Origin of the sequence: Rhodoferax sp., assembly GCF_011391645.1 — a bacterium.
In the GTDB taxonomy this organism is placed as follows: Bacteria; Pseudomonadota; Gammaproteobacteria; order Burkholderiales; family Burkholderiaceae_C; genus Rhodoferax.
The window spans coordinates 21,687-47,792 of sequence record NZ_JAABQC010000002.1; the positions used below are offsets into that span (position 1 = coordinate 21,687).

Genomic DNA, 26,106 nt, shown 5'->3' on the forward strand with positions numbered 1-26,106 from the left:
TCGCAGTTTGGCTGAAAGAATATCTCAATGGCTGGCGCAGCTGCTGCCAGCTTTTTCTGGCATGGGTGCGTCGCGGTCCATGCCAGCCGCCGTCAGGCGTGCGTTGTAGTCGGCCCATAACTTGTCTTGCTGCGAACCCAGAAAGTACAGGTAGTCCCACGAATAAATGCCGGTGTCGTGCCCGTCTGAAAAGCTGGGTTGAACGGCGTAGTTGCCCACCGGCTCCAGACCGGTCAGCGTGACGTCACGCTTGCCAGTCTGCAGTGTTTCCTGCCCCGGCCCGTGGCCCGCCACCTCGGCCGACGGCGAATAAACGCGCATCAGTTCAAACGGAATGCGAAATTGCGCACCGTCCGAGAAACTGATTTCAAGAACGCGCGACTGACTGTGCACGGTGATGTCTTGTGGCGCTGGAGCGCCTGCCTGCAAACCTGCCATGTGTGTCTCCTCTTTTAAATTGTCATCAAACTCAAACCAGCACACGCTCAATGCCGCCGTCATTGGCCACCTTGACGTACTCGGGCATCCATTGTTCGCCCAGAATCTGCCGCGCCATCTCAACCACAATGTAATCGGCTTGCATCAGTCCGTTTTGCAGATCGTCGCCGAAGCGGCTCAAGCCCTGCAGGCAGGCCGGGCATGAGGTCAACATCTTGATGTTGTCCTCGGCGCCAACTCCCGGAATCTGGCGCAACTGCGCCTCACCCTTGAGTATCTCTTCTTCCTTGCGAAAACGCACCTGGGTTGAGATGTCGGGCCGGTTCAGGGCCAGCGTGCCAGATTCACCGCAGCAGCGCTCGGACTGGATCACATTGTCACCCAGCAAGGCTTTGACGGTCTTGATCGGCTCCTGCAGCTTCATCGGACTGTGGCACGGATCGTGGAACAAAAACGCCCCGGCGTTGGCCAGCGTGATACCTTTTTCAAGCAGGTATTCATGGATGTCGATGATGCGGCAGCCAGGAAAAATCTTGTCAAACTCGTAGCCCTGCAACTGGTCATAACAGGTGCCACAACTCACCACCACTGTCTTGATGTCCAGGTAATTCAGTGTGTTGGCGACCCGGTGGAAAAGCACCCGGTTGTCGGTGATCATTTTCTCGGCCTTGTCGAACTGGCCGCCGCCACGCTGCGGATAACCACAGCACAGGTAACCCGGCGGCAGCACCGTCTGCACCCCGGCGTGCCACAACATGGCTTGCGTGGCCAGTCCGACCTGGCTGAACAGGCGCTCGGAACCACAACCGGGAAAATAAAACACCGCCTCGGTCTCGGCCGTGGTGGTTTTGGGGTTGCGGATGATCGGCACGTAGTCCTTGTCTTCAATATCGAGCAAGGCACGCGCGGTCTTTTTGGGCAGGCCGCCGGGCAATTTTTTGTTGATGAAGTGAATCACCTGCTCCTTGATGGGCGCGGTGCCCAGCGTGGCCGGTGGTGCTTTGGTCTGCTTGCGGCCCATCACCTTCAACACATCGGCGGTCATGCGCTGCGCCTTGATGGCCACGTTGACCATCACCGAGCGCGCCAGTTTGATGGTCTCGGGGTTGGTGGCATTGAGCATGAACATGGCTGCAGCCCCGGCTGGCCTGAAGCTCTTCTTGCCCATTTTGCGCAGCAGATTGCGCATGTTCATCGAAACGTCACCGAAATCTATATTGACCGGGCACGGTGACAGGCACTTGTGGCAGACCGTGCAGTGGTCGGCCACGTCTTCAAATTCCTGCCAGTGTTTGATGGACACACCCCGGCGCGTTTGCTCCTCGTACAGAAAGGCTTCCACCAGGAGCGAGGTGGCCAGAATTTTGTTGCGCGGGCTGTACAGCAAATTGGCGCGCGGCACATGGGTGGCGCACACCGGCTTGCACTTGCCGCAGCGCAGGCAGTCTTTCACGCTGTCGGCAATGGCGCCGATGTCTGACTGCTGCATGATCAACGACTCGTGCCCCATCAGGCCAAAGCTGGGGGTGTAGGCGTTGGTCAAATCGGCATAAAGACCTGGCTGCGTCTGATTGTTGCGCAACAGCTTGCCCTTGTTAAAACGCCCTTGCGGATCGACCCTGGCCTTGTAGTCGGTGAACGGCTGCAACTCGGCATCGCTCAAAAATTCGAGCTTGGTGATGCCAATGCCGTGTTCACCCGAGATCACGCCATCCAGGCTGCGGGCCAGCGCCATGATGCGTTTGACCGCGCCATGCGCGGCTTGCAGCATGGCATAGTCGTCGCTGTTGACGGGCAAGTTGGTGTGCACATTGCCGTCACCGGCATGCATGTGCAACGCCACCCAGACGCGACCCTTGAGCACCCGCTGGTGAATGGCGTTGCATTCTTTCAGGATGGCTTCAAAGGCAACGCCACCAAAAATTTGCTGCAGTGGCTGGCGAATCTGCGTCTTCCAGCTGGCACGCAGCGAATGGTCCTGCAGTTGGGCAAACAGCGGTTCGACATCGCGCAGCCAACCTGACCAAAGCGATTTCACCTCGTCAAGCAGCACCAGCGCCTGGGCCACGCGGTCTTCCAGCAGTTCGGCAGCGCTGATCTCATTGGCGTCGTCCTGTCGGTCCACGGGGAGATGGCCTTGCCTGAAAAAATCTTGCAAGGCATCACACAGCGCCAGCTTGTTGCGCAGGCTCAGCTCGATGTTGATGCGCTCGATGCCGTCGGTGTACTCAGCCATGCGTGGCAGCGGGATCACCACGTCCTCGTTGATTTTGAAGGCGTTGGTATGTTTGCTGATGGCCGCCGTGCGCTTGCGATCAAGCCAGAATTTCTTGCGCGCTTCAGGGCTGATGGCAATAAAGCCCTCACCGCTGCGCGAGTTGGCGATGCGAACCACTTCGCTGGTGACGCGGGCCACCTCGTCGGCATCGTTGCCCGCAATATCGCCAAACAGTACCATTTTGGGCACGCCGCCACTGCTCAGGGCTGCGCCGCGTTTGCTCTTGGTAGCATATCCCACCGCCTTCAGGTAACGGTCATCCAGGTGCTCCAGCCCGGCCAGCAGCACGCCAGAGCGCTTTTGCTCGGCGAACATGAAGTCCTTGATCTCGACAATGCTCGGCACCGCGTCCCTGGCATTGCCAAAAAACTCCAGGCATACGGTGCGTGTGTGCTTGGGCATACGGTGCACCACCCAGCGCGCGCTGGTGATCAGGCCGTCACAGCCTTCTTTTTGAATGCCCGGCAGTCCGCTCAAAAACTTGTCGGTCACATCCTTGCCCAGGCCTTCCTTGCGAAAGCTTTTGCCGGGAATGTCCAGCTGTTCTTTGCGAATGGGTGTTTTGCCGTCAGCCTTGAAATACTGCAGCTCAAAGCTGGCCACCTCTGCATCATGGATCTTGCCCATGTTGTGATTGATGCGGGTCACTTCCAGCCATTCGGCCTGCGGTGTCACCATGCGCCAGCTGGCCAAATTGTCCAGCGAGGTGCCCCAAAGTACGGCTTTTTTTCCACCGGCATTCATGGCAATGTTGCCGCCAATACAGGATGCATCGGCCGAGGTGGGATCCACCGCGAACACAAACCCGGCGCGCTCGGCGGCATGAGCCACGCGGCTGGTGACCACACCGGCTTCAGTCCAGACCGTGCCGACTTCATGGTCAAGGCCCGGCAGCACGCGCATTTCGACCTCGGTCATGGCTTCCAGCTTTTCGGTGTTGATGACCACACTCTTCCAAGTGAGCGGAATCGCGCCGCCGGTGTAACCCGTGCCGCCGCCGCGCGGGATGATGGTCAGGTCCAGTTCAATACATCCCTTCACCAGATTCGCCATCTCGGCCTCGGAGTCGGGCGTCAGCACCACAAACGGGTACTCCACGCGCCAGTCGGTGGCATCCGTCACATGGCTGACGCGGCTCAGACCGTCAAATTTGATGTTGTCCTTGGCGGTCAGCCTGACCAGCACTTTTTGGGACTGGCGGCGCAGCGTGGCAGTTTCCACAAAATGGGCATCGAAGGCTTGCACGGCCCGACGCGCCACATCGAGCAATTGACCGACCAGCGCATCGCGCTCGGGATCGTCGGCGGGCGTGCGGCGCTTTTCTATTTCACCCAGACGGTGCTGCAGGGCTTGCACCAGCAGCACCCGGCGTTTCGGGTTGTCGAGCAGGTCGTCCTGCAAATACGGGTTGCGCTGCACCACCCAGATGTCACCCAGCACCTCGTACAACATGCGGGCTGATCGGCCCGTGCGGCGTTCATCGCGCAGTTTGTTGAGCCAGCCCCAGGCTGGTGCGCCGAGCAGTCGAATGACGATTTCGCGGTCAGAAAAAGAGGTGTAGTTGTAGGGGATTTCGCGGATGCGTTCGGGCTCATGCGGCGTCATGGCGCCAGCAGGCAATAGAGTCTTGAGCGGTGTGGGGGCGTTCATCGGAAAAGTTTGTTAGCAGCCATGGCGGGCGATTGCGCACTGGCACAAAGGCACTTTCAAGCCGAGACGGCGATGGTACCGCAGCGCTGCATTCCCCTTGCTGGGGACATGGAAACTGTTCAAAAGGCACCAAATTCATGCATCAACCGCTAAACAGGCATTGTTATTGCTTGGACTGCAATGACCAACTCACTTATATCTATCGTGGCTATTTCCCCAATTCAAGATTACCTTCAAACCTTGATCGCCCGTTTCAGCGGGTTGAGCGAGGGTGAGGTGGCTGATTACATTCCCGAACTCAAGCTGGCAAACCCCGACTGGTTCGGGATTTGTATCGCCACGCAAGACGGTCATATCTACGAAGTGGGCGACAGCCAGCAGCACTTCACCATTCAATCAGTCTCCAAACCCCTGACTTACGGGCGGGCACTGGAGCAGCATGGCGAAGCAGCCGTGCTTAAAAAAATTGGCATCGAACCTTCGGGCGATGCTTTTAATGCCATCAGCCTTCATCCGACAAGCGGCACACCGCTGAATCCCTTGATCAACGCAGGCGCCATTGCCGCTTGCAGCCTGATTCCCGGTGACAGCATGCAGGAAAAATCAGCCGTCATTCTGGAGACCTTTTCCCGCTACGCCGGCCGTGCGCTTGACATCGACCACACGGTCTATCAGTCAGAAAGCGACACCGGCCACCGCAACCGCGCCATCGGCTGGATGCTGCGCAACTTCTCCGTGATCGAATGCGACCCCACGGCAACGTTGGAAGCGTATTTTCAGCAATGCGCCATACGTGTCACCTGCCGTGATCTGGCCATCATGGGCGCAACGCTTGCCAATGGGGGCCTCAACCCGATCACCGGCAAGCGGGCGATCCCTGAAAAATATGTTGCCAATGTGCTTTCGGTGATGGCCACCTGCGGCATGTACGATGCTTCGGGAGAATGGCTTTACGACACCGGCATGCCAGCCAAGAGCGGTGTGGGCGGTGGCATCATGGCCGTGCTGCCGGGTCGACTGGGGATTGCCGTGTTTTCACCCAGGCTCGATCAGCAAGGCAACAGTGTTCGCGGACTTGCCACGTGCCAGGCTTTGGCTGACGATCTGGAACTGCACATGTTTGGTGCATCGCAGCCGGCCATTCCCGCCATTCGCAGAGCCACCTCGCGCAAATCCGTCAAGTCCAACCTGCGCCGCACCCAGGCGGCCAATGACTACCTCTTGCGTGTTGGTAAGAAGCTGCGCGTGTACCAACTGCATGGCGCACTGACTTTTGCCTCCATTGAGCCAGTTGCCCGAACCATGGCAGACGAATCTGCCCAGACTGAGGTTTTTATCGTGAACCTCAGACTGGTCCATCGCATTGACCGCGCCAGCGTGAATATTCTGGCTGAGCTGCGCAGAGATTTGATCGGTACTGGCAAGTTGTTGTTTTTTACCGAATCAGGAAACTTCTGGCAACCATTAATAGACGCTGGCGTTGATCGGGAGGCCTTCTTTGCCGACGACGACTTTGCGTTGGAGTGTGGCGAGAACCATTTGCTTGGCGACCGCTTTCCGAACCTGGCCTGGGGCAGCGAGACCCCGTTGGAAAAATGCGACCTCTTGCTTGAGCTCAACCCGGATGAACTGGCCTTGATGGATCGGCTTTTGTTTTATCGAAATTATCTTAAAGGGCAAAACATCATCACCGCTGGCCAAGCCTCCAACGAACTGTTTGTTTTGACCAAGGGATCGGCCATGGTCAGCATGGCAACCCAGGACGGCATTGCCCGCTTTGACGCATTTTCTTCAGGTGCAGCCTTTGGCGAAGTCGCTTTTCTGGACCGGTCTCCGCGCTCGGCGAACGTGACCGCGCTTAGTCCGGTGACGTGCCGGATACTTACCCGCGAAGCGTTTGACCAGCTTGACACACTAGCGCCAGCCATCAAGATCCACTTGCTGAGCAACCTGGCAGGCAGGTTGACCACCATGCTGCGCCATAACGGGCGGGAACTGGCATCTCTCAAGTAGCCAGGTTCGTGTTCAAATACGTCCACTCTTTACAGTGTAAAAACTGTTTTTGTGTAGACCGAGGAGCACTTAAGCGTGGCAATTGCAACAATCAACCGCATCATTATTTTGTTTGATGGTGCATTTCGGTCCTTGGCGGTCGATGTGCCGATGGTGAAAGTGGAGCAACTGGCCATGCTGATCCAGACTGCCATGAGTGGGAAAAAGCGGGCTTTTCACACCACCAAGCATGTTTTGCATTTGAGCCGGGGGATGAAGCCGGAACAGGTGCTGGCTGCGCTGTTTCATGATGTGGTGTATTTCCAACTCGATGGCGGCTTGTCGGGACAGACCGCCACGCTGCTTGACGGCATCACACGATCAGAAAATGACGCCCTGCTGCTTGGTGAAATCAAGCCCGAAGACAAAGCGGTTGCGCTGTGTGCCGATCTTTTTGGCTTCGTGCCAGGTCAAACCTTGCCACTGCAAAGGGGAATGAATGAGTTTCTCAGTGCGGCCTTGGCAGCCCGTCTTCTTCAGCACTATCTGAGCGATGCGCAACTGATCGCCGTATTTGCCTGTATCGAAATGACGATCCCTTTCCGGGCACCGGACGAGAGCGGACGGACAGCCGCCCAGTTGCTTGCACAGCGTGTGTTGGCCTTTTGCCACAAACCAGGGGGCTTTCCTTCACTTTCGGAACAGGACGCGGCACGATTTGTTCGGACGGTTGTCACGGATGCCGTCGTTTTTGCCAACCGGGATCTTTCCGGATTCACCGACCCCAACCCTGGACGGTGCTTGTCAAACACGCTTTTGCTGATTGAGGAGTCAATGCCTCATTATGCGGCGCTGAGTTTCAGTTCGATTCAGGAGTACCGGGACGCCCTGCTGCGCATGGATGCCTTCTTGAGCAAGCTTAACCCGAAGCTTGTCTGCCAGAGTTACGACAACCTGCCAGATGCAAATACCCGGCTGGAAATGGACGCCGCAGTGGCTAAGAACATCGCGTTTTCATGCGATTACCTAGCCGCCATACTGGCCTCGATGGCCGTCGTCGAGGCATTGGCACTGAGCACCGGGTCTGACTGCCCAATCGGCATGTTTCTCGGCGACAAGTCGCAGTCCTTGAACGAACCAGACCAGATCGAAGAACTTCTGCCGGTACCGCCTGCCGGGCAGCCGGTCAACGCCGAGTTGCTGCAACTTTTTGGAAATGACCACTTGCTGGATTCGATCAATGACCTGACGGCATCGCCTCTGACGGAATTCGTCTACCGGTTTCTGGGTCAACCCGGAACCCAGCGTGCGCTTGGGCAGGCCAAACAGATGTTTGACGGGCATTTGTCGGCGCGCGAATTCCTGAAGTCCCTGGATCGCAACATGGTCCTCGCCATCGTTCATGCGTGTGCGCAAATTGCCGTGTCCCGGCGGGGCGCGCTCCTGGAACTCGAACAAAATCTATAGATTAGTTCCGTCTTATTTAATAGCGTATTTTGGGTGGGGCTGATCGCTAATTTGTAAGTTTATTTTGCAATAACGTAAAAATTGTATATAAACGTGTTTTTTCAAGGAGTAACTCAAAATGACACATAGCATTCGGCAATTTCTAACCGCCAGCGCGATTCTGATGCTGGCTTCGGCTGCAGCCCTGTCCCAAGCCCACGCCGAGGTCGTCGGATCCGTCAAGACTGTCACCGGTGAAGCCTGGGTGATCACAGCCCAGCAGCGCGTCAAGGCACAGGTTGGCACTCCCGTGAATTTGGGCAGTCAGCTCAAGACCGCCAAGGCATCCAGCATGGGCGTGACGTTCAAAGACAACACGCTGATGTCCTTCGGGCCCGACACCGAAATGACGGTTGACGAGTTTCTTTTTGCCCCGACCCAGGGGCAGCTCAAATTGGGCACCCGGTTGGACAAGGGCAGCCTGAATTACGTCTCCGGCCTGATCGCCAAGCTCAAGCCCGAAGCGGTTACTGTCAAGACACCCACCGGCACCATTGGTGTGCGTGGCACCCAGTTCCTGCTCAATGTGGATGAGCCTGCCAAAGTCAACTGATCCATCAGAATAAGAGCAACACTGACAGAGGCCCGCATGACTACAAAAACGAAATTGACGGCATTGACGCTGGCCCTGCTGGGCTGCTGGGGCGCCCAGGCCCAGGCCATGCCAGAGGCACTGGTCAAAGCTGCCCGCCAGGCGGTTCTGACCAATCCTGAAGTGCAGGCGCGCTGGAACGGTTTCAAGGCCGCCGGGCAAGAACAGTCGACTGCGCGCGGTGGCTATTTTCCCCAGCTTGATTTGAGAGCATCGGTGGGCAGTGAAAACCGCACCACCCCCGCCACCGATTACGGCCGCTACGACATCAACGGCGCCCAGCTCACACTCAACCAGATGCTGTTTGACGGCCTGTTCACACCCAGCGAAGTCAAACGTCTGGGCTATGCCAAGCTCGTTCGTTACTATGAGCTGGCAGAAATTTCCGAAACCGCCGCCCTGGAAGCGGTGCGCGCTTATGTTGACGTGGCGCGATTCCAGGAACAGGTGGAAGCCGCCACGCAAAACTATGCCGAGCACAAACAATCTGCCCAGTTGGTTGAGGAGCGCAACAAGGGCGGCGTTGGACGTCGCGCCGACGTCGAGCAGGCCAGTGGTCGCCTGGCGCAGGCCGAATCCAGCTTGCTGGCCGAACTGACCAATCTGCACGACGCCAGCGCGCGCTACCTGCGTGTGGTCGGCGAAAAACCGCCCGGCAAGTTGCCAAGCCTGCCCGAATCACTCAGTCTGGGCCGCATGCCAGCCAATACCGAAGCACTGTTGCAGCAAGGTTTGTCGGGCAGCCCGACTCTGAATGCAGCGCTTGAAAACACACGCGCCTACCAGCAAGCCATTGCCACCCGGCAAGCGGCTTTCATGCCGCGTGTTGATCTGCGTGGCTACGTCAGCCAGGACGAAAATCTCTCGGGGGATTTGGGCACGACCGATGTCAAAGGGGTTGAACTGGTTCTCAACTACAACCTTTACCGTGGTGGCGCGGACAGCGCCAGGAAGCGCCAGGCAGAAGACCAGCGGGCCCAGGCACGCGACCTGCAGGAGAAAGCCTGCCGCGACGTGCGCCAGACGCTGACCATCGCCTACAGTGACGTGCAAAACCTGAGCGAGCAACAGCGCTACCTGAATCAATACCGCCTGGCAACTGAAAAATCGCGCGAAGCCTATCGCCAGCAGTTCGACATCGGTCAACGCACCCTGCTCGATGTGCTGGACAGTCAAAAAGAATACTACGAAGCCAGCCGCTCTTACATCAATGCCCGTCATGGCGAGGTGCTGGCGCAGGCGCGCACGCTGGCCGGCATGGGTCAACTGGTGGCGGCGATGGGTGTCCAGCGCCCCGATATGCCAAGCGCCGCCGATGCAGGACAGGACCGGGACCACACCGACCCGGCTGATTTATGCCCGCTGGACACCAGCGTGGTGGACACCGTGGATGCCATCAAGGCCAGATTTGTGACCAAGGGCCCAGGCTCCTACGTGGTGCTGATCCCGAGTCCGGACGGCAGTATCGGACGGGTGACGGTGCAGGGCAAGCAGGGCGAGCAGGTTCTGAACAAGGCCGGACAAGCCGTCTCTCTGGATGGCATCACCCCAGTGCCGATCGACGTGAGCGAGCAAAAAGTGAAGGCGGATTTTGGCTCGGCGATCGCTGCGCGTCCACCCGTGCCTGAACAGTTTGTGTTTTATTTCAAGTTGGGGAGCACGCAACTGACCAAAGAATCCCAGGCGCTGCTACCTAGCGTGCTGGAAAAAGTGCGCGCGCGCCAGACCCTGGACATTTGGTTGATCGGCCACACGGACACCACAGGCGACGCCAAACGCAACGATGCGCTGGGACTCAAACGGGCGCAGGTGCTGGCCAGGAATTTTGAGAAACTCGGGATCAAGGACCTGAATGTGACTGTCGAGTCCTACGGCGAGCGAAGCCCCCTGGTGGCTACTCCTGACAACACGCCCGAACAGCGAAACCGCCGCGCCGAAGCAACTTTGCGCTAGGCTGGCTTCAGGCCTGCGGGCGGCGACTACTTCTCGGTCATCACGATCAGGTTGCCTGTCTGATTTTCTCGCAGCCGCTGCAGGTGCAATTTGACCAGCGGATCCATCGGCCGCTCCAGGGCCAGTTGCTCAAAGGCGGCGCGCGCCGCCAATGGGTCCTGAGTCAACAAGGCATAGGCTGCAGCATATTGCGGATCATCCGGCGACGCGCCCGGGATCTCCAAACCTTCGTGGATGGGTTGAAACACCATCAGCGGCTTCGACTTGCCTTTGAGCACCAGTTGACCCACAGGGCGGGTCACCACCCCGGTGCAGCCCGACAAGGTTGCCTCGGAGACACACACCCGCGTGCCCAGATGCTTGTTGACTGCTTCAAGGCGCGATGCGGTGTTGACCGGGTCTCCGAGCGCACGGTAATCAAAGATGGTTGAACCACCAAAATTACCGACAATGACTTCACCCGTGTGAATTCCGATGCGGGTATGGCCAAAAGGGATGCCTTTGGCTTGCAAGTCACCTGCATACTTGGTGGCAAAGCGCTGCATGGCCAACGCGCAGTTCAGCGCCCGCTGCCGGTGATCGGGCTGGTGCACTGGCGCCGAAAACATGATGGCCACCGCGTCGCCGACAATCCGGTCCAGCGTGCCGTTGAATTGAAATGCAATGGCGATCATTTCATCCAGATAGGCATTCAGCAGCGCGACCGCGTCCGCTGGATCGATCTTTTCCATCAGGCTGGTGAAACCCGCCAGATCGGTAAAGATAAAGCTGCATTCCTGACGTTTGCCGCCAAGTTCAAGTTCTGCCGGATGGTCCACGATGTAGGACACCAGATTGGGAGACACATAACGTGAAAAGGCCTGTTTGACAAAGCGCTGGCTTCGTTCGCTGGAAAAATGGTGCATCAAACTTGACAACAGGAAGGCAGCAAAAATACCCAACGCGGGCGTGACCGGGTCCAGCAGCAACTGGTAATCGGTAAAGGCCACCCAGCCACCCCAGATAATGCCCGCAATCACCCCCAGCGTGAGTAACGCGGAGGCGACTGCTCCGGTCACCAGCCCCAGAATTGCCAGCGTCATGCTGCCGATGATGATGGTCAATGCCTCAATCGAATTGGCCCAGGCCGGCCGTTGCAGGAAACTGTCGGTCAGCACCTGCTCCATCATCTGAGCGTGCGCCTCGACCCCCGGCATGACGCCGCCCAGCGGGCTGAAGCGCAAGTCCATCAGCCCCTGCGCCGAGGTTCCGACCAGCATCAGATTGCCCTGCAACTCGGCATCGGGGATTTCTCCCGCCAAAATTCTCCAGGCCGCAATGGTGCGCTCCTTGACCGGCCTGGTGTAATACACCCACGATTCGCCTGCGGCGGTAGTGGGCACCGTGAATTGGCCGATCTTCACCTCTGTCATGCCAACGCCCGGGGTTTCGGAGGTGCGCACCATGTAGTTTTGCGCGCCCTGACCAACCCGCAACACCTCGGCCGCCAGCGAAGGCACCAGGGTGTCGCCCAGGCGCAGCAGCAACGGCACACGGCGCACCACGCCGTCAGTGTCCGGAACAAAGGTCATGACACCATTGCCTGCAGCCGCTGCGCTCAGCAGGGGCAAGGACGGCACGGCACTGGCAAAAGCATGGGCAAAGGGCAGCGCCGGCTCGCCCATCATCACGTAACGGTACTTCTCGTCGGCCAGGGTCGCCCCCCTGGCTCCCTGGCGCTCCAGGGCATAACCAAGCACCACGCCGCCGGGCTTCAGGGCAGCGGCAAGCAGCTCATCGTGATCAGGCAGGCTGGCAACGCTGCGCTGCGCTCTGGCAGGCAGGTTCCAAATGCCCAGCATGGCTTTGGGCGAGGTGCGGTCCGGCTCGGCAAACAGCACGTCGAAGCCGACAGCCGCCACCTCGGCCTGGCGCAGTCGCTCCACCAGTTCGGCAATCCGGCTGCGCGGCCAGGGCCATTGGCCGATTCGGGTGAGGCTTTCCTCATCGATATCGATGATCCGCACCGGCGCCGGCTGGTAGACCCGCGGACGCGCCTGCTGGTACTGGTCAAAGACCGAATTACGCAGGGTTTGCAATAGCGGCGGGTCGATCAACAGCAGCGCCGCGCCGATGAACACTGCCAGCGTTGGCACCAGCATGTTCAAGCTCAGGGTAAACCAGCGGCGCAGCTTTTTGATCATAAGAAAATACCCAGCCGCAGAGACTGGGGCAGATGGTGGTGGGCCCCCCGTGAGTCGAACACGGCACCAATGGATTATGAGTCCACTGCTCTAACCAAGCATGAGCTAGGGGCCCGATCGCGTGGTGGATTGTAAGGGGCTACTTATGGTGGCTCAGCGCGTTGCTGACCAATTTGGAAGTGATGTCCACAATCTGGATCATGCGGTCGTAGGCCATGCGGGTCGGGCCGACCACACCCAGCGTGCCCACGATCTGGCCGTCCACCTCGTAGGGTGCGCTGACGATGGACAGGTCTTCAAACGGCACCACCTTGCTTTCACCACCAATAAAAATACGCACGCCCTCGGCCTGGCCGGTCACGTCGAGCAGGCGCATCAATTGCGCCTTTTGCTCAAACAGATCAAAGGCACGACGCAGATGGCTCATGTCATTGGAAAAATCACTGACCGACAGCAGATTTCTTTCACCAGAAATGATCACCTCATCCTGCGCTTCTGTCATGGCCTCCGAGTTGGCTGCCACGGCGGCGTTCATCAGGCTGGCAATCTCCGCGCGCAAGTTGTCGACCTCATTTTTCAGCCGCTCGCGCACCTGCTCTATGGCCAGACCGACGAAATGGGTGTTCAGATAGTTGGCCGCCTCGACCAGTTGGCCCTGGGCGTAGTCCACTTCAGTAAAGATGACCCGGTTTTGCACATCACCCTCCGGCGAGACAATGATCACCAGCAGACGCCGCTCGGACAACCTCAAAAACTCGATATGTCTGAACACCGAGGTACGCTTTGGAGCAATGACCACGCCCACAAACTGCGACAGGCTCGACAGCAGGTTAGCCGCGTTGGAGATCACCTTTTGCGGTTGGTCGTGCGCCAGGCTCGGTGTGCCGATCTGGCCCCGCTGAACCGTGAGCATGGTGTCAACAAACAGGCGGTAGCCACGCGCCGTGGGAATGCGCCCGGCCGAGGTGTGGGGGCTGGCGATCAGACCCAGTTCCTCCAGATCCGACATCACGTTGCGGATGGTCGCCGGCGACAATTCCAGACCGGATGCACGCGACAAGGTGCGCGAACCCACGGGCTGGCCGTCGGCAATGTAGCGTTCCACCAGCGCTTTGAGTAATAACTTGGCACGATCATCGAGCATGATTTCATTTTAGTGATGTAATTTGCAAATGAAGTCCAAATTCCATCATGTTGCCTTGATCGGCAAATACCAGACCACCTCGGCAAGCACCAGCGGCGCCAACTCGCGCGCGGCCTTGTTGGCGGTGGCGCATTTCATGAATGACCAGGGCTGTGATGTTTCGCTTGAAAAAGATACCGCGCTCAACATGGGCCTTACCGACTTCCCAGCCTTGAGCGTGGCACAAATTGGCAGCCAATGTGATTTGGGACTGGTCGTCGGGGGGGATGGCACCATGCTCGGCATCGGCCGCCAAATGGCGCCTTACGGTGTGCCGCTGATCGGCATCAACCAGGGTCGACTGGGCTTTATCACCGATGTGCCTTATGGCAGCTTTGCCACTCATCTTGCGCAAATGTTGCGTGGCGCCTACGTCGAAGACCATCGCAGCCTGATCAACGCCCAGGTGCTGCGCGACGGCCATTGCGTTTACCAGGCCACGGCCATGAACGACGTGGTGGTCAACCGGGGGGCAACTTCGGGCATGGTGGAACTGCGGGTGGAGGTGGACGGCCACTTTGTCGCCAACCAGCGCGCCGATGGCCTGATCATTGCCACGCCCACCGGTTCCACCGCTTACGCGCTGTCCTCTGGCGGTCCGCTGATCCACCCTTCGATTCCAGGCTGGGTGATGGTGCCGATTGCGCCGCACACCTTGTCAAACCGACCCATCGTGCTGGCCAACAGTGCCAAAATCGCCATCGAAATCGTTTCAGGCCGGGATGCCAGCGCCAGTTTTGACACGCAGTCGCTGGCCTCGCTGATGCATGGCGACCGGATTGAGGTCACCCGCTCCAAGCACCATGTGCGCTTTTTGCATCCGCAGGGCTGGTCATACTTCGACACGCTGCGCGAAAAACTGCATTGGAATGAAGGAGTGGCTGTCACGTGAGCCTGAAACGCATGGTGCTGCGGGACTTTGTCATCGTCAGCGAACTGGACCTTGAATTTGGCAATCAATTTACCGTGTTGACGGGTGAAACCGGCGCCGGCAAGTCGATCCTGATTGATGCCCTGCAACTGGTCACCGGTGGCCGCGCCGACGTGAACCTGATCCGCGAAGGATGCAGCCGCTGTGAAGCAAGCGCTGAATTTGACAGCACCCCCGGTGTCAGGCAGTGGCTGGAAGAGGCCGGGTTCGAGCCAGATGTCACTTTGTTGCTGCGCCGCACGCTCGATGCCCAGGGCAAAAGCCGTGGCTGGATCAACGGCAGCCCGGCCACCGCCAGTCAACTGCGCAACCTGGGCGAGCAACTGCTCGACATCCACGGCCAGCATGCCTGGCAAAGTCTGACCCGCCCGGAGGCGGTGCGCTGTCTGCTTGACGCCTATGCCCAGGTTTCCAGCACCGCGGTCGCCGAAAAATGGCAGCTGTGGCGCAGTGCGCAAAACCAACTGGCGCAGGCGCTGGCCTCACAGGATGTGCTGCTGCGCGAGCGCGAGCGCCTGACATGGCAAATTGGCGAGCTTGACAAGCTCGCCCCTGCGCCAGAAGAGTGGCCCGCGCTCAACACCGAGCACACCCGACTGGCCCATGCTCAGGCCCTGCTCGATGCCGCCCAGGCGGCTGCCCTGACCCTGGACGAAGACGATGGCAACGCGATTGAACGTTTGAGCCATGCCTGCCAACTGCTGCAGCAACAGGAACAGTTGGAGCCAGCTTTCAAAAATTTGACCGAGGTGCTGACCTCAAGCCTGGCGCAAGTGCAAGACACTGCACACGCGCTGCGCAGCTACTTGCGCAAGACCGAGCTGGACCCGGAGCGGCTCGCCGAGTTGGATGAGCGCATGGGTCTGTGGCTGTCGCTGGCACGGCGTTACAAGCGCAGTCCGCACGAATTGCCGGAGTTGCTCGCGAGTTGGCAACAGGAACTGGCGCAACTTGATGCCGCGGCCGATCGACAAGGGCTGGAAAACGCCGTCGCAGCGACTTGGCAGGCCTATGCGCATGAGGCCAAAATATTGACCCGGGCGCGCAACACGAGTGCGCCTGCACTGGCCCGCGCGATCACACTCGCCATGCAGGGCCTGGGCATGCAGGGCGGGCAATTTGAAGTGCGTTTGCTGCCCGCAGAACAGCCACTGCAAAGCGGGCTCGAAGAAGTGACGTTTTTGGTCGCGGGTCACGCGGGCAGCACACCACGGGCGGTCAACAAGGTGGCCTCCGGCGGCGAACTGTCGCGCATCGCGCTGGCCATCGCCGTCACCACCAGCCAGTTGGGTGCGGCCCAAACGCTGATTTTTGACGAGGTGGATGCCGGTGTGGGCGGCGCGGTGGCTGAAACCGTGGGTGCGCTCATGAAGCAGTTGGGCCAGGACCGCCAGGTGCTGGCTGTCACGCATTTGCCGCAAGTGGCGGCCTGCGCTGATCACCATCTGGTGGTGCGCAAACAACTTCAGGATGGCGTTACGCTGAGCTCTGTGAACGCGGTCGAAAATGAATCCCGCGTTGCCGAACTGGCCAGGATGCTCGGTGGCGAGCGCCTGCTGAGCAGCACGCTGTCGCATGCGCGTGAAATGCTGCAAGTCCAAACACCCTGAGACCACATGACAAAGCCACCCCTAAAAATGCACCTGGTATTGATCACTGGCATGTCGGGCTCGGGCAAGTCAGTGGCACTCAATGCGCTGGAAGACCTGGGTTTTTACTGCGTGGACAACCTGCCCCCCGAACTGCTGATGCCGCTGATCAAGCTGGAACGTTCTTACCATGCCAGCCAATTGGCGGTTGCCATGGATGTGCGCAGTGCCGGGTCCTTGCCGCTCGTTCCCAGCCAGCTGGCCCAGCTCAAGGCACAGGGTTTGCAGGTGGATTCCATTTTTCTGGATGCCAGCACCGAGACCCTGATGCGCCGCTTTTCCGAAACGCGCCGGCGTCACCCCTTGTCCAAAACCGACACCCCGGATCGCAGCCACGACCAGCACTGGGGACTGGCTGAAGCCATTGAACTTGAACGTGAACTGCTCAGCGAACTGCGTGCCGGCTCCCATGTGATCGACACCAGCATCATCAGACCGACACAGTTGCAGGGCTACGTCAAGTCCTTCATCAATGCCCCGGACGATCAATTGACCCTGGTCTTTGAATCCTTTGCCTTTAAGCGCGGTGTTCCCAACGATGCCGATTTTGTTTTTGACGTGCGCATGCTGCCCAACCCGCACTATGAACCAGGGCTGCGCGAACTCACCGGGTGCGACGCCCCGGTGGTTGAATTTCTGCAGCAGCAGGCCGATGTGAAGCGCATGCTGGACCATATCCATGCTTTTCTGGATCACTGGCTGGAGGCAATGGTGCGCAATCACCGCAGTTATGTGACCGTTGCCATCGGCTGCACTGGTGGCCAGCATCGCTCGGTCTATCTGGTGGAGCAGCTGAATGCACTTTTCGAGCGGCGCTGGAGCACGCTCAAGCGGCACCGTGAACTGGCGATGCGCTAAGCCTGTTGATGCTTGGTCAACAATTTTTTGATGGGTGCGGGCAAGCCGAGTTGCGCCAGTTGGGCGCCGTCAAACCACTGCCCCTCAAGCGGCAGCGCTTGCCGCCCTGGCAAGCCGAGCCATACCGGGTGCAAATACAAGTCCTTGTGGGTCAGCACATGCTTGAAAGGCGGCAGGTCCTGCAGCCCGGATTCGTTTTCAGGTCCGGCGACAGCCCTCAATGCCTCACGCTCCTCAAACAAGGGCATGCAATACAAGCCCGCCCAGACACCGGGAGTGGGCCGCTGACTCAGCCAGACCGAATCGTCAGCAGCGACCACCCATAACAGCCAGATTGACTGGGCGCTGCGCTTGAGTTTGCGCGTTTTGTTGGGGAATTTTTCGGGCGAGCCCAAGTCGTTGGCAACACAGCGGGATGCCAACGGGCAGGCCACACAAGCCGGCTTTTTGGAGGTGCAAAGGGTCGCACCCAGGTCCATCATGCCCTGGGTGTAGCGCGCCATGTTGCCCAGAGTGGGGTGGCCAGGCAAAAGTTTTGTCGCCAAGTCCCACAGACGCCGCTCGTTCGCGGACTGGGCCAGATCATCCGCAAATCCCAGGTAGCGGGTCAGCACCCTTTTCACGTTGCCGTCCAGAATCGCCACCCGTTGGCCAAAGCACAGGGCAGCAATGGCTGCCGCGGTGGAGCGGCCGATGCCTGGCAAGGTTTGCAGTTGCTCAGCGGCTTCTGGAAAGCGGCCACCATGCAAACGCACCACATCCTGGGCGCAGCGGTGCAGATTGCGGGCGCGGCTGTAGTAACCCAGTCCCGCCCACAGATGCAGCACATCATCCAGCGGTGCCTGCGCCAGCGCCTGCACATCGGGGAAACGTGCCAAAAAACGGCCAAAGTAGGCTTGCACTGTGATCACCTGCGTTTGTTGCAGCATGATCTCCGAAAGCCAGACACGGTATGGGTCGCGGGTGTTTTGCCATGGCAAATCATGCCGGCCCGATTGCGCTTGCCAGCGCACAACTTGCGTTGCCAAAAAACCATCCATCAGAACAAACTCAATGGAGTCATGTCAGGTCTTCTGACAGGTGGCACAGTAAAACGTCGAACGCTGACCCTGCTTGATCTGGCGCACCGGGCTGGCGCACACATGACATGGCATGCCGGCGCGTCCATAGACCATGGTCTGCAACTGGAAGTAGCCCGCCTGGCCACTGGCACTGGAAAAATCACGCAGCGTGCTGCCGCCCTGCTCCACCGCGCGGCTCAAAACATTCACAACCGCTTCGTGAAGTCGTGCCACCCTGGCGCGGCTCAGCCGAGCTGCCGACACGGTGGGGCGGATACCCGCCAGAAACAACGCCTCGGACGCATAGATATTGCCCACACCCACCACCGCCTCACCGGCCAGCAACACCGACTTGATGGCGGCCTTGCGGCCCTTGAGTTGCCGCTGAAACTGCGCCAGTTCAAAGGCGTCAGACAAGGGCTCCGGCCCCAAGTGCCCAAGCAGCTTTTGCGCCACCGGATCGGCCAGGCTGTCGGCATAAACCACCGCGCCAAAACGGCGTGGATCGTGCAGACGCAGCGTGCCGCGCGTGGTGACCAGTTCAAAATGATCATGTGTACCCATGGCGGGCAAGTCGGTGGCAAAGCGCAGGCTGCCGGACATCCCCAAATGCACCAGCAACACGCCAGGGTCAAGCTGAATCAGCAAATACTTGCCGCGTCGCCCGACCGACATCACAGATCGACCGACCAAAAGTTCAGGCGCGCATCCGAGCGGCCAACGCAGGGGTTTTCCAGACCGGGCAGCCAGCACGGTGGCATTTTCTATGGCGAGGGCAAAACTTCGCCGGGTGACTTCAACTTCGGGTAATTCAGGCATCGCATTTTTTTCTGACGGACATGAATTATTATGACCACATGCGTCACATCTATCGTCTCTTGTCTGCTTTGCTCTTGGCTGGCTGGTTCAGCGCTCAGGCACAAACACCCGCTCCTCCCGAAACACCAGCCCAAAGCTCGGCGCTCGACAGCGCCCTTTTTTACCAAGTGTTGCTAGGTGAACTCAGCGCCCAAGCCCAGGAGCCCGCGGCGGCTTTTTCTTTGCTGCTCGATGCCGCACGCAAGACCGGCGATGAGGCCCTTTTCATGCGGTCAGTGCAGGTCGCGATACGGGCCCGTTCGGGCGACTCTGCCCTGCAGGCGGCCAAGGCCTGGCGCGAGGCCAAGCCAATGTCGCAGGAAGCCAACCGCTTTGTGCTCCAGATACTGTTGAGCATGAATCGAGTGCCTGACACGCTGGAGCCTCTCAAACGCCTGCTGACGCTGACGCCCCAACGGGAACTTGTGGACACGATCTGGGCCATTCCTACTCTCTTTGAACGTGTCAGCGAAAAGCAACTGGCTGCCTTGGTGGTGCAAAAAGCCTTGACACCCATGCTGAGCGACACTGCCTTGGGTGCCACGGCCTGGGCGACACTGGGCCGCATGTGGGTCAATGCCGGCGACCTGGTGGCAGCCCTGCGTGCTGCTGAAAAGGGGCAGACCTTCTCGGTGCACCAGGATCACCCGGCCTGGTTGGCGCTGAGCCTGATGCGGGCCGATGTGAGCCAGGCCGAAAGCCTGGTCAAGATTCACCTCGCGAACGCCGCCAGTACCGAATTTCGCATGGCTTACGTGCAAACGCTGCTGCTGGCCAAACGCAACGCCGAAGCCAGCGCTGAGCTGCGCAACATCAATCTTCAGCAACCCGACTATGCGCCGGCCTGGCTGCTAGAGGGTGTGGTGAATCTGCAAATGCAGCAATGGGACACAGCAGAAAGCCACTTTTTACACTACATTGAACTGATGAAAGCGCCAGCAGCGGCGCAAACAGACACACTGTCACCCCGTGGCCTGTCGCAGGCTTACCTGTCGCTGGCACAAATTGCAATGCAACGCAAAGACTTGCAGCAAGCGCAGGACTGGTTGCAACGCGTCGATCATCCCGACGACCTCTTGACGGCCCAACTCAGGCGTGCCAATTTGATGGTCAGGCAAGGCAGGATGGAAGAAGCGCTGGCACTGATTCATGGTCTGCCAGAGCGTTCAGCCACGGATGCACGACTCAAGCGCGGGGCAGAAGTACAAATTCTGCGCGACCAAAAGCAGTTCGCCCGGGCCCGAAAACTGCTCGAAACAGCCTTGGCCGACAACCCGGAAGATACCGATGTGGTCTATGAGCTTGCTTTGCTGGCTGAAAAAATGGGCGATTTAGCGGAGATGGAACTGCTCCTGCGGCGCCAAATCGCACTCAAGCCGGATGATGCCCAAGCCTACAACGCCCTGGGTTATGCACTGGCTGACCGCAATTTGCGCTTGCCTGAGGCCCGTCAACTGATAGAAAAGGCCCTGGCGCTCGCCCCTGGCGATCCTTTTATTGTTGACAGCCTGGCCTGGGTGGCGTTTCGCATGGGACAGACCGAGGAAGCGCTGCGGTTGTTGCGCAGCGCCTACAGCCAAAAACCCGACACCGAAATCGCGGCCCATCTGGGTGAAGTATTGTGGGTCACGGACCAACGCGAAGAGGCACTGAAATTCTGGCGTGAGGGTTTTCAGGCCAACCCTGACAACGACACCTTGAACGAGACACTGCAACGTCTGCGTGTCAAGCTGTGATCATCCATCGCGCGGCATGGCTGCTCGGCCTGTTCATGCTATTTTCGATGACTGGTTGTGCCACGACCAGCCGAACCCAGGACGAGATAAGCGCTCAAGTCACAAGCTGGAGCGGCCGGCTGTCAGTGCGGGTGGATGCCACGCCATCACAGGGTTCCCAGTCGTTTTCGTCTTCATTTGAATTGCAAGGCAAACCCGAGCTGGGGCAATTGCGATTTTTCACGCCTCTGGGCAGCACCGCTGCGGCCATCATCTGGTCGCCCCTGCAGGCACAACTGCAGACCGGTGGTGAAATCAGGTATTTCAACAATGTCGCTGAACTGATCGAGCAAGTACTTGGAACCGCCGTTCCGCTGTCAGCGCTGTTTGCATGGTTGACCGGCGACCCTTCAGGCGTGGACGGTTGGAAAGTGGATCATTCACAGTTTGACTCTGGCAAAATTGTGGCGCAGCGCATCAACCCCGCCCCGCGCGCCGAAATCCGGGTCTTGCTCGAGCGGTGATCGCCCACAGCGGGTGCCTGATCTGAATCCACAGAATTTTCATGAAATCCTTGTTTGATATTCCGGCACCGGCCAAGCTCAACCTTTTTTTGCACATTGTTGGCCGCCGTGCCGACGGCTACCACTTGCTGGAATCGGTGTTCATGTTGATCGACTGGTGCGACACGCTGCACTTCGAGGCGGCTCCGAACGGACATATCAGCCGGGAAGACCTGACCACACCCCTGCCCGCCGATGACCTGATTGTTCGCGCCGCCCGCGCATTGCAACTTGCCAGCGGCACACCCCAAGGCGTTCACATCGGCATTGCCAAACATATTCCAGAGCAGGCCGGACTGGGTGGGGGCTCCTCGGATGCCGCGTCTACCCTGTTGGCGCTCAACCGTTTGTGGGGGCTCAAGCTGAGCCTGGCACAGCTCAGCCAAATTGGTTTGCGATTGGGCGCCGATGTGCCCTTCTTCTTGAATGGCCACAACGCGTGGGTGAGCGGCATTGGCGAAAAAATGACCACCATCGCGCTGCCACAAGCCAGTTTTGTCGTGATCAAGCCCGGGGATGGCCTGAAAACCGAGCGAATTTTTTCAGATTCACGCTTAAAAAGAGATACCAAATCCTCTACAATATTGGACTTCGCTGCAAACGCATTTGGCTTTGGTCAAAACGACTTGCAAGCTGTTGCTCAGCTGCTTTGCCCCCCTGTGACACAGGCACTTTCCTGGTGTGACGAACGTGGGCTCAAAGGCAGAATGACAGGCTCTGGAAGTGCTGTGTTTGCACGGATCACGGATGATCTCGAGATTGGTCAAGATGCCGGTTTTCTGATCCGACGATGCCGGAATTTGGCAGTTCATCCACTTCAGGATTGGGCTGCGTAGAGAGTTTTCGGTTGGACATGTCTCATGTTCAACCCGTGTAGGGGAGTCGCCAAGCTGGTTAAGGCACTGGATTTTGATTCCAGCATGCGAAGGTTCGAATCCTTCCTCCCCTGCCAAATTTTTTGCACATGTCCACCTGAGACATGAAACTGCCACCGCGATTCATAAGTTGGGATCTCAATGCACGCCGAACAAACCCCTGATTTCATGGTTTTTACAGGCAATGCCAATCCCGTGCTAGCCAATGACATTGCGCATTACCTCAACATTGGGCTGGGAAATGCCGAGGTTGGCCGGTTCTCCGATGGTGAAGTGACCGTTGAAATCAAACAAAATGTGCGCGCGCGCGACGTCTTTGTGGTGCAAAGCACCTGTGCGCCCACCAACGAAAACCTGATGGAACTGCTGATCATGGTGGATGCGCTCAAGCGCGCCTCTGCTGAACGCATCAGCGCCGTGATTCCCTATTTCGGCTATGCGCGGCAAGACCGCCGCCCCAGGTCCAGCCGTGTGCCGATTTCGGCCAAGGTGGTGGCCAATATGCTGCAGGCCGTGGGCGTGGCCCGCGTTTTGACCATGGACTTGCATGCCGACCAGATCCAGGGCTTTTTTGACATTCCGGTCGACAACATTTATGCCTCGCCAGTCCTGCTCGGTGACCTGCGCCAAAAGAATTACGATGACCTGATCGTGGTATCGCCCGATGTGGGTGGTGTGGTGCGTGCCAGAGCCCTGGCCAAGCAACTCAATTGCGACCTGGCCATCATCGACAAACGCCGCCCCAAGGCCAATGTCAGCGAAGTGATGCATGTGATCGGTGAAATCGAGGGGCGCAACTGCGTCGTCATGGACGACATGATCGACACTGCGGGCACTCTGGTCAAGGCTGCTGAGGTGCTGAAGGAGCGCGGCGCCAAAAAGGTGTATGCCTATTGCACACACCCCATTTTTTCGGGCCCGGCCATCGAGCGCATCACCACCGGTGTGGCACTCGATGAGGTGGTGGTCACCGATACCATTCCCCTGTCGGCTGCAGCCCTTGCCTGCCCCAAGATTCGGCAACTCAGTGTGGCGCCGCTCATTGGGGAGACCATCCAGCGCATTGCCAAGGGCAAGTCAGTAATGAGTTTTTTTTCTGATCAGGAAAATCTTTTCTGATCGGATTTCTAGTCGCCGGTGCCGCCGTCAAAGGTGCCCGGTTTTTTAAATCAGGGTACTGCTGGTCGCGGTGGGCCCTTCAAGGAGTTAGTTATGAAATTTACCGCTTTTGAGCGTTCCAAGCAGGGCACGGGTGCGAGCCGCCGTCTCCGCATCGCCGGTCGCACGCCAGGCATCGTTTATGGTGGCACAACGCCCCCGCAAGTGATCGAGGTTGATCACAACGCCCTGTGGCACGCGCTGAAAAAGGAAGCCTTCCACTCCAGCGTCCTGACCATGGAAATTGGCGATGCCAGCAACCCGGTGCTGCTGCGCGACGTGCAGGTCCACCCTTTCAAGCAGCTCATCCTGCACGTTGACTTTCAGCGCGTCGATGCCTCGACCAAGCTGCACATGAAGGTGCCATTGCACTTCTTCGGTGACGAAAATTCGCCTGCGATCAAGACCGAAGGCTGCATTGCCAACCACGTGATCAGCGAGATTGACGTGCTGTGTCTGCCAGCCGACCTACCCGAGTTCATCAAGGTGGACTTGAGCGGCCTGAAAAAGGGCTCGTCGCTGCACCTTGCTGAAATCACCCTGCCCAAGGGCGTGTCGGTGGTCAAGCATGGCAGCGACAAAAATCCGGTGGTCGTCTCGGTGGTGGTCGTTGCGGGCGCTGAACCTGTGGCAGCCGCAGAACCTGCTGCTGACGCGGTTGCCAAGCCAGCCGCCAAAGCCGCGGCCAAACCGTCAGAAAAAGCAAACAAAAAATAAGCCGTTCCGTGCTTAACCCAAAGGGCTCACCCGACGGTGGGCTCTTTTTTTGCCTGCAACTTGTTCAATAATGACATCATGATCAGACTTTTTGTCGGACTGGGCAATCCGGGACCGGAGTACGAGCAGACCCGCCACAACGCCGGTCTTTGGTGGCTGGATGCGGCAGCGCGCGAACTCAAGGTCGCTCTTGCTCCCGACAAAAGTTTCCACGGTCTGGTTGCACGCACCAGCGTCAATGGCCAATCAGTCTGGCTGCTGGCGCCCCAGACCTTCATGAATCTAAGCGGCAAATCAGTGGCCGCGCTGGCCAACTTTTTCAAGATCGCACCGCAGGAGATTTTGGTGGCGCATGATGATCTTGACATTGCGCCCGGCGAGGTCAAGCTCAAGCTCGGTGGCAGTCACGCCGGCCACAACGGCCTGCGCGACATTCATGCCCAATTGGGCGCTGACCAATACTGGCGGCTGCGCTTGGGTATTGGCCACCCCGGCAGCAAGGCCGAGGTGCTGCACTGGGTGCTGAAAAAACCATCGCTTGACCACCGCATTGCCATTGACCAGGCGATTGATCGCACCCTCAAGGCGCTGCCTGATTTTTTATCCGGCAATATGGAACAGGCAACGCGCGTGGTGCACACCAGCAAACCACCCCGACCCAACAATCCCAGGCCAGTCACCAACGCAGAAACGCCACCGGCAGACGGTGGCACGTGATACGCTTCGCCATGCTTCCCTAAGGGAGCAAGGGGGGTTCTGATGAGAAAATTTTGTCTGCCGGTCTTGTTCCTGATTGTTGGCGTCGCATTCACCTGGCGCGTTCAGGCGCAACCCATCTACCGTTGTGGGAACACCTACAGCCAACTCCCCTGCCCGGGCGCCTTGCCGATGGACCTGAGCGACGCGCGCCAACCAGAGCAAAAAACACAGACGCAAGCTGCTGCCTTAACCGATGCCAGACTTGCCAAAACCATGGAACAAGACCGGTTGGCAGAAGAAAAACGTCTGCTGGCAGCCAATCAGGCGCCCCCTGAGCAACCCAAACGGGTTGACGCAAGCAAGGAACAAAAGACCAGTGGCGCTGAAATCGCAGAAAGCGGCAAGAAGAAGGTGCCGAAAAAGAAATCGAGGAAGAAGGGCAAAAAGCCCGCCTAAGTCAACTCAGTTCGTTTGAACGGGCGCGCCTTGCGCTTGCAGACGGCGGAATTTTTGCCACAAAGTTTCTTTGTCTTCGACAAAATCCGGGTTGACCGGGATGCAATTGACCGGGCACAACTGCACGCATTGCGGCTCGTCAAAGTGACCGACGCATTCGGTGCACTTTGCCGGGTCAATTTCATAGATTTCCTGACCCATGTAAATGGCATCATTGGGGCATTCGGGCTCGCAAACATCACAATTGATGCATTCATCGGTGATCCACAGGGCCATAAGCGCAGTCAGTCAAAGGTAACAAGGCCCTGATTTTAAAAGTCTGGCTTATTCCGTGTCGTCAGCATTGACTTGCTCAGCACCCTTGACGATCATCACCGGCACGCCGGCGGCGTGCAGCACTTCGTTGGAGACCGAACCCAACAGCGCGCTGCGCAGGGCGCTGGTTCCGCTGGCGCCCATCACCACCAGGTCGCAACTGTAGTTTTCCAGAATATCCACCAGGGTGTGCGCAGGGTCGCCCGAGGCCACCTCGACTTCGTAACTCAGGCTTGCGGCGTCAAGCAGCACCTTGGCGGCATTCAGGGTGTTGGCCCCGGCCGCGGCGCTGACCTGCTCGATCACCTGGGGGTCATGTGCCACCATCAACTCGTACAAAGTGGCAGGCTCCTGCACATTGGCCAGCACCACGCTGGTCTGCAGGCCATCGCCAGCCATGCGAATGACAAAACGCACGGCTTCGAGGGCCAGTGCCGAACCATCAAAAGGCAAAAGAATCTTCATTTTTTTCTCCA

General features: G+C 58.6%; 22 protein-coding genes and 2 tRNA genes. 15 read left to right on the plus strand and 9 right to left on the minus strand.

What is annotated here, in order from left to right:
- Positions 1–24 precede the first annotated feature (24 nt).
- Positions 25–438: a DUF971 domain-containing protein gene (locus GPS82_RS00555; RefSeq protein ID WP_296490125.1), complete on the minus strand. Its 414-nt coding sequence runs from the start codon at positions 436–438 to the stop codon at positions 25–27.
- Positions 439–469: 31 nt separating this feature from the next.
- The gene (locus GPS82_RS00560; protein WP_296490126.1) at positions 470–4,366 is read right to left on the minus strand and encodes an FAD/FMN-binding oxidoreductase; all 3,897 of its coding nucleotides are present in this window, start codon (positions 4,364–4,366) and stop codon (positions 470–472) included.
- Positions 4,367–4,546: 180 nt separating this feature from the next.
- Between GPS82_RS00560 and glsA the strand changes: the two genes are divergently transcribed.
- The 4 genes from glsA (at position 4,547) to GPS82_RS00580 (ending at position 10,409) form a co-directional block, all read left to right on the plus strand.
- Positions 4,547–6,379 carry a glutaminase A gene (gene glsA / locus GPS82_RS00565; protein ID WP_296490127.1) on the plus strand — a complete coding sequence of 611 codons (1,833 nt, stop codon included), beginning with the start codon at positions 4,547–4,549 and terminating at the stop codon, positions 6,377–6,379.
- A 75-nt stretch (positions 6,380–6,454) separates the two neighbouring features.
- Complete coding sequence (locus tag GPS82_RS00570) at positions 6,455–7,825, plus strand: hypothetical protein (protein WP_296490128.1); 1,371 nt, start codon at positions 6,455–6,457, stop codon at positions 7,823–7,825.
- A 118-nt stretch (positions 7,826–7,943) separates the two neighbouring features.
- Positions 7,944–8,417 carry a FecR domain-containing protein gene (locus GPS82_RS00575; RefSeq protein ID WP_296490129.1) on the plus strand — a complete coding sequence of 158 codons (474 nt, stop codon included), beginning with the start codon at positions 7,944–7,946 and terminating at the stop codon, positions 8,415–8,417.
- A 36-nt stretch (positions 8,418–8,453) separates the two neighbouring features.
- On the plus strand, positions 8,454–10,409 hold the full coding sequence (locus GPS82_RS00580; protein ID WP_296490130.1) for a TolC family outer membrane protein: 1,956 nt from the start codon (positions 8,454–8,456) through the stop codon (positions 10,407–10,409).
- Positions 10,410–10,435: 26 nt separating this feature from the next.
- On the opposite strand, the gene GPS82_RS00585 is transcribed toward GPS82_RS00580, so the two are convergent.
- From GPS82_RS00585 to hrcA, 3 genes are all read right to left on the minus strand, one after another.
- A complete protein-coding gene (locus GPS82_RS00585) occupies positions 10,436–12,592 on the minus strand; it encodes an adenylate/guanylate cyclase domain-containing protein (RefSeq protein WP_296490131.1) in 2,157 nt (718 codons plus the stop codon).
- A 36-nt stretch (positions 12,593–12,628) separates the two neighbouring features.
- A tRNA-Ile gene (locus GPS82_RS00590) sits at positions 12,629–12,707 on the minus strand.
- A gap of 24 nt (positions 12,708–12,731) precedes the next feature.
- Complete coding sequence (gene hrcA, locus GPS82_RS00595; protein ID WP_296490132.1) at positions 12,732–13,736, minus strand: heat-inducible transcriptional repressor HrcA; 1,005 nt, start codon at positions 13,734–13,736, stop codon at positions 12,732–12,734.
- Between the two features lie 28 nt (positions 13,737–13,764).
- Between hrcA and GPS82_RS00600 the strand changes: the two genes are divergently transcribed.
- The 3 genes from GPS82_RS00600 to rapZ are packed head-to-tail and all read left to right on the plus strand — an operon-like array spanning position 13,765 to position 17,213.
- Positions 13,765–14,667, plus strand: coding sequence for an NAD kinase (locus GPS82_RS00600; protein WP_296490133.1), 903 nt, complete (start codon positions 13,765–13,767; stop codon positions 14,665–14,667).
- Positions 14,664–16,316 carry a DNA repair protein RecN gene (recN, locus tag GPS82_RS00605; protein WP_296490134.1) on the plus strand — a complete coding sequence of 551 codons (1,653 nt, stop codon included), beginning with the start codon at positions 14,664–14,666 and terminating at the stop codon, positions 16,314–16,316. Before GPS82_RS00600 ends, recN begins: the two co-directional genes overlap by 4 nt.
- 6 nt (positions 16,317–16,322) lie before the next feature.
- Positions 16,323–17,213 (plus strand): RNase adapter RapZ, encoded by an 891-nt coding sequence (gene rapZ, locus GPS82_RS00610; RefSeq protein ID WP_296490135.1) that lies wholly within the window; start codon positions 16,323–16,325, stop codon positions 17,211–17,213.
- On the opposite strand, the gene mutY is transcribed toward rapZ, so the two are convergent.
- Both mutY and mutM read right to left on the minus strand, forming a co-directional pair.
- Entirely contained in the window at positions 17,210–18,253 is a 1,044-nt protein-coding gene (gene mutY / locus GPS82_RS00615; RefSeq protein ID WP_296490136.1) for an A/G-specific adenine glycosylase, read from the minus strand. The genes rapZ and mutY overlap by 4 nt on opposite strands.
- A 24-nt stretch (positions 18,254–18,277) precedes the next feature.
- Positions 18,278–19,093 (minus strand): bifunctional DNA-formamidopyrimidine glycosylase/DNA-(apurinic or apyrimidinic site) lyase, encoded by an 816-nt coding sequence (gene mutM, locus GPS82_RS00620; protein ID WP_296490137.1) that lies wholly within the window; start codon positions 19,091–19,093, stop codon positions 18,278–18,280.
- A gap of 20 nt (positions 19,094–19,113) precedes the next feature.
- Between mutM and GPS82_RS00625 the strand changes: the two genes are divergently transcribed.
- The 8 genes from GPS82_RS00625 (at position 19,114) to GPS82_RS00660 (ending at position 25,315) form a co-directional block, all read left to right on the plus strand.
- On the plus strand, positions 19,114–20,868 hold the full coding sequence (locus GPS82_RS00625; RefSeq protein ID WP_296490138.1) for a tetratricopeptide repeat protein: 1,755 nt from the start codon (positions 19,114–19,116) through the stop codon (positions 20,866–20,868).
- A 35-nt stretch (positions 20,869–20,903) separates the two neighbouring features.
- Positions 20,904–21,371 (plus strand): lipoprotein insertase outer membrane protein LolB, encoded by a 468-nt coding sequence (locus GPS82_RS00630; protein ID WP_296490139.1) that lies wholly within the window; start codon positions 20,904–20,906, stop codon positions 21,369–21,371.
- Positions 21,372–21,412: 41 nt separating this feature from the next.
- Positions 21,413–22,246, plus strand: a complete 834-nt coding sequence (gene ispE, locus GPS82_RS00635) for a 4-(cytidine 5'-diphospho)-2-C-methyl-D-erythritol kinase (protein WP_296490140.1) — start codon at positions 21,413–21,415, stop codon at positions 22,244–22,246.
- A gap of 39 nt (positions 22,247–22,285) precedes the next feature.
- Positions 22,286–22,362 (plus strand) — tRNA-Gln (locus tag GPS82_RS00640).
- A gap of 64 nt (positions 22,363–22,426) precedes the next feature.
- Complete coding sequence (locus tag GPS82_RS00645) at positions 22,427–23,404, plus strand: ribose-phosphate pyrophosphokinase (protein WP_296490141.1); 978 nt, start codon at positions 22,427–22,429, stop codon at positions 23,402–23,404.
- 93 nt (positions 23,405–23,497) lie between these two features.
- Complete coding sequence (locus tag GPS82_RS00650) at positions 23,498–24,160, plus strand: 50S ribosomal protein L25/general stress protein Ctc (protein WP_296490142.1); 663 nt, start codon at positions 23,498–23,500, stop codon at positions 24,158–24,160.
- A gap of 78 nt (positions 24,161–24,238) precedes the next feature.
- Complete coding sequence (gene pth / locus GPS82_RS00655) at positions 24,239–24,877, plus strand: aminoacyl-tRNA hydrolase (RefSeq protein WP_296490143.1); 639 nt, start codon at positions 24,239–24,241, stop codon at positions 24,875–24,877.
- A gap of 42 nt (positions 24,878–24,919) precedes the next feature.
- The gene (locus tag GPS82_RS00660) at positions 24,920–25,315 is read left to right on the plus strand and encodes a hypothetical protein (RefSeq protein WP_296490144.1); all 396 of its coding nucleotides are present in this window, start codon (positions 24,920–24,922) and stop codon (positions 25,313–25,315) included.
- Between the two features lie 6 nt (positions 25,316–25,321).
- Here GPS82_RS00660 and GPS82_RS00665 read toward each other — a convergent pair whose 3' ends face one another.
- Both GPS82_RS00665 and GPS82_RS00670 read right to left on the minus strand, forming a co-directional pair.
- A complete protein-coding gene (locus GPS82_RS00665; protein ID WP_296490145.1) occupies positions 25,322–25,591 on the minus strand; it encodes a YfhL family 4Fe-4S dicluster ferredoxin in 270 nt (89 codons plus the stop codon).
- 48 nt (positions 25,592–25,639) lie between these two features.
- Positions 25,640–26,095, minus strand: coding sequence for a universal stress protein (locus GPS82_RS00670; RefSeq protein WP_296490146.1), 456 nt, complete (start codon positions 26,093–26,095; stop codon positions 25,640–25,642).
- Positions 26,096–26,106 lie beyond the last annotated feature (11 nt).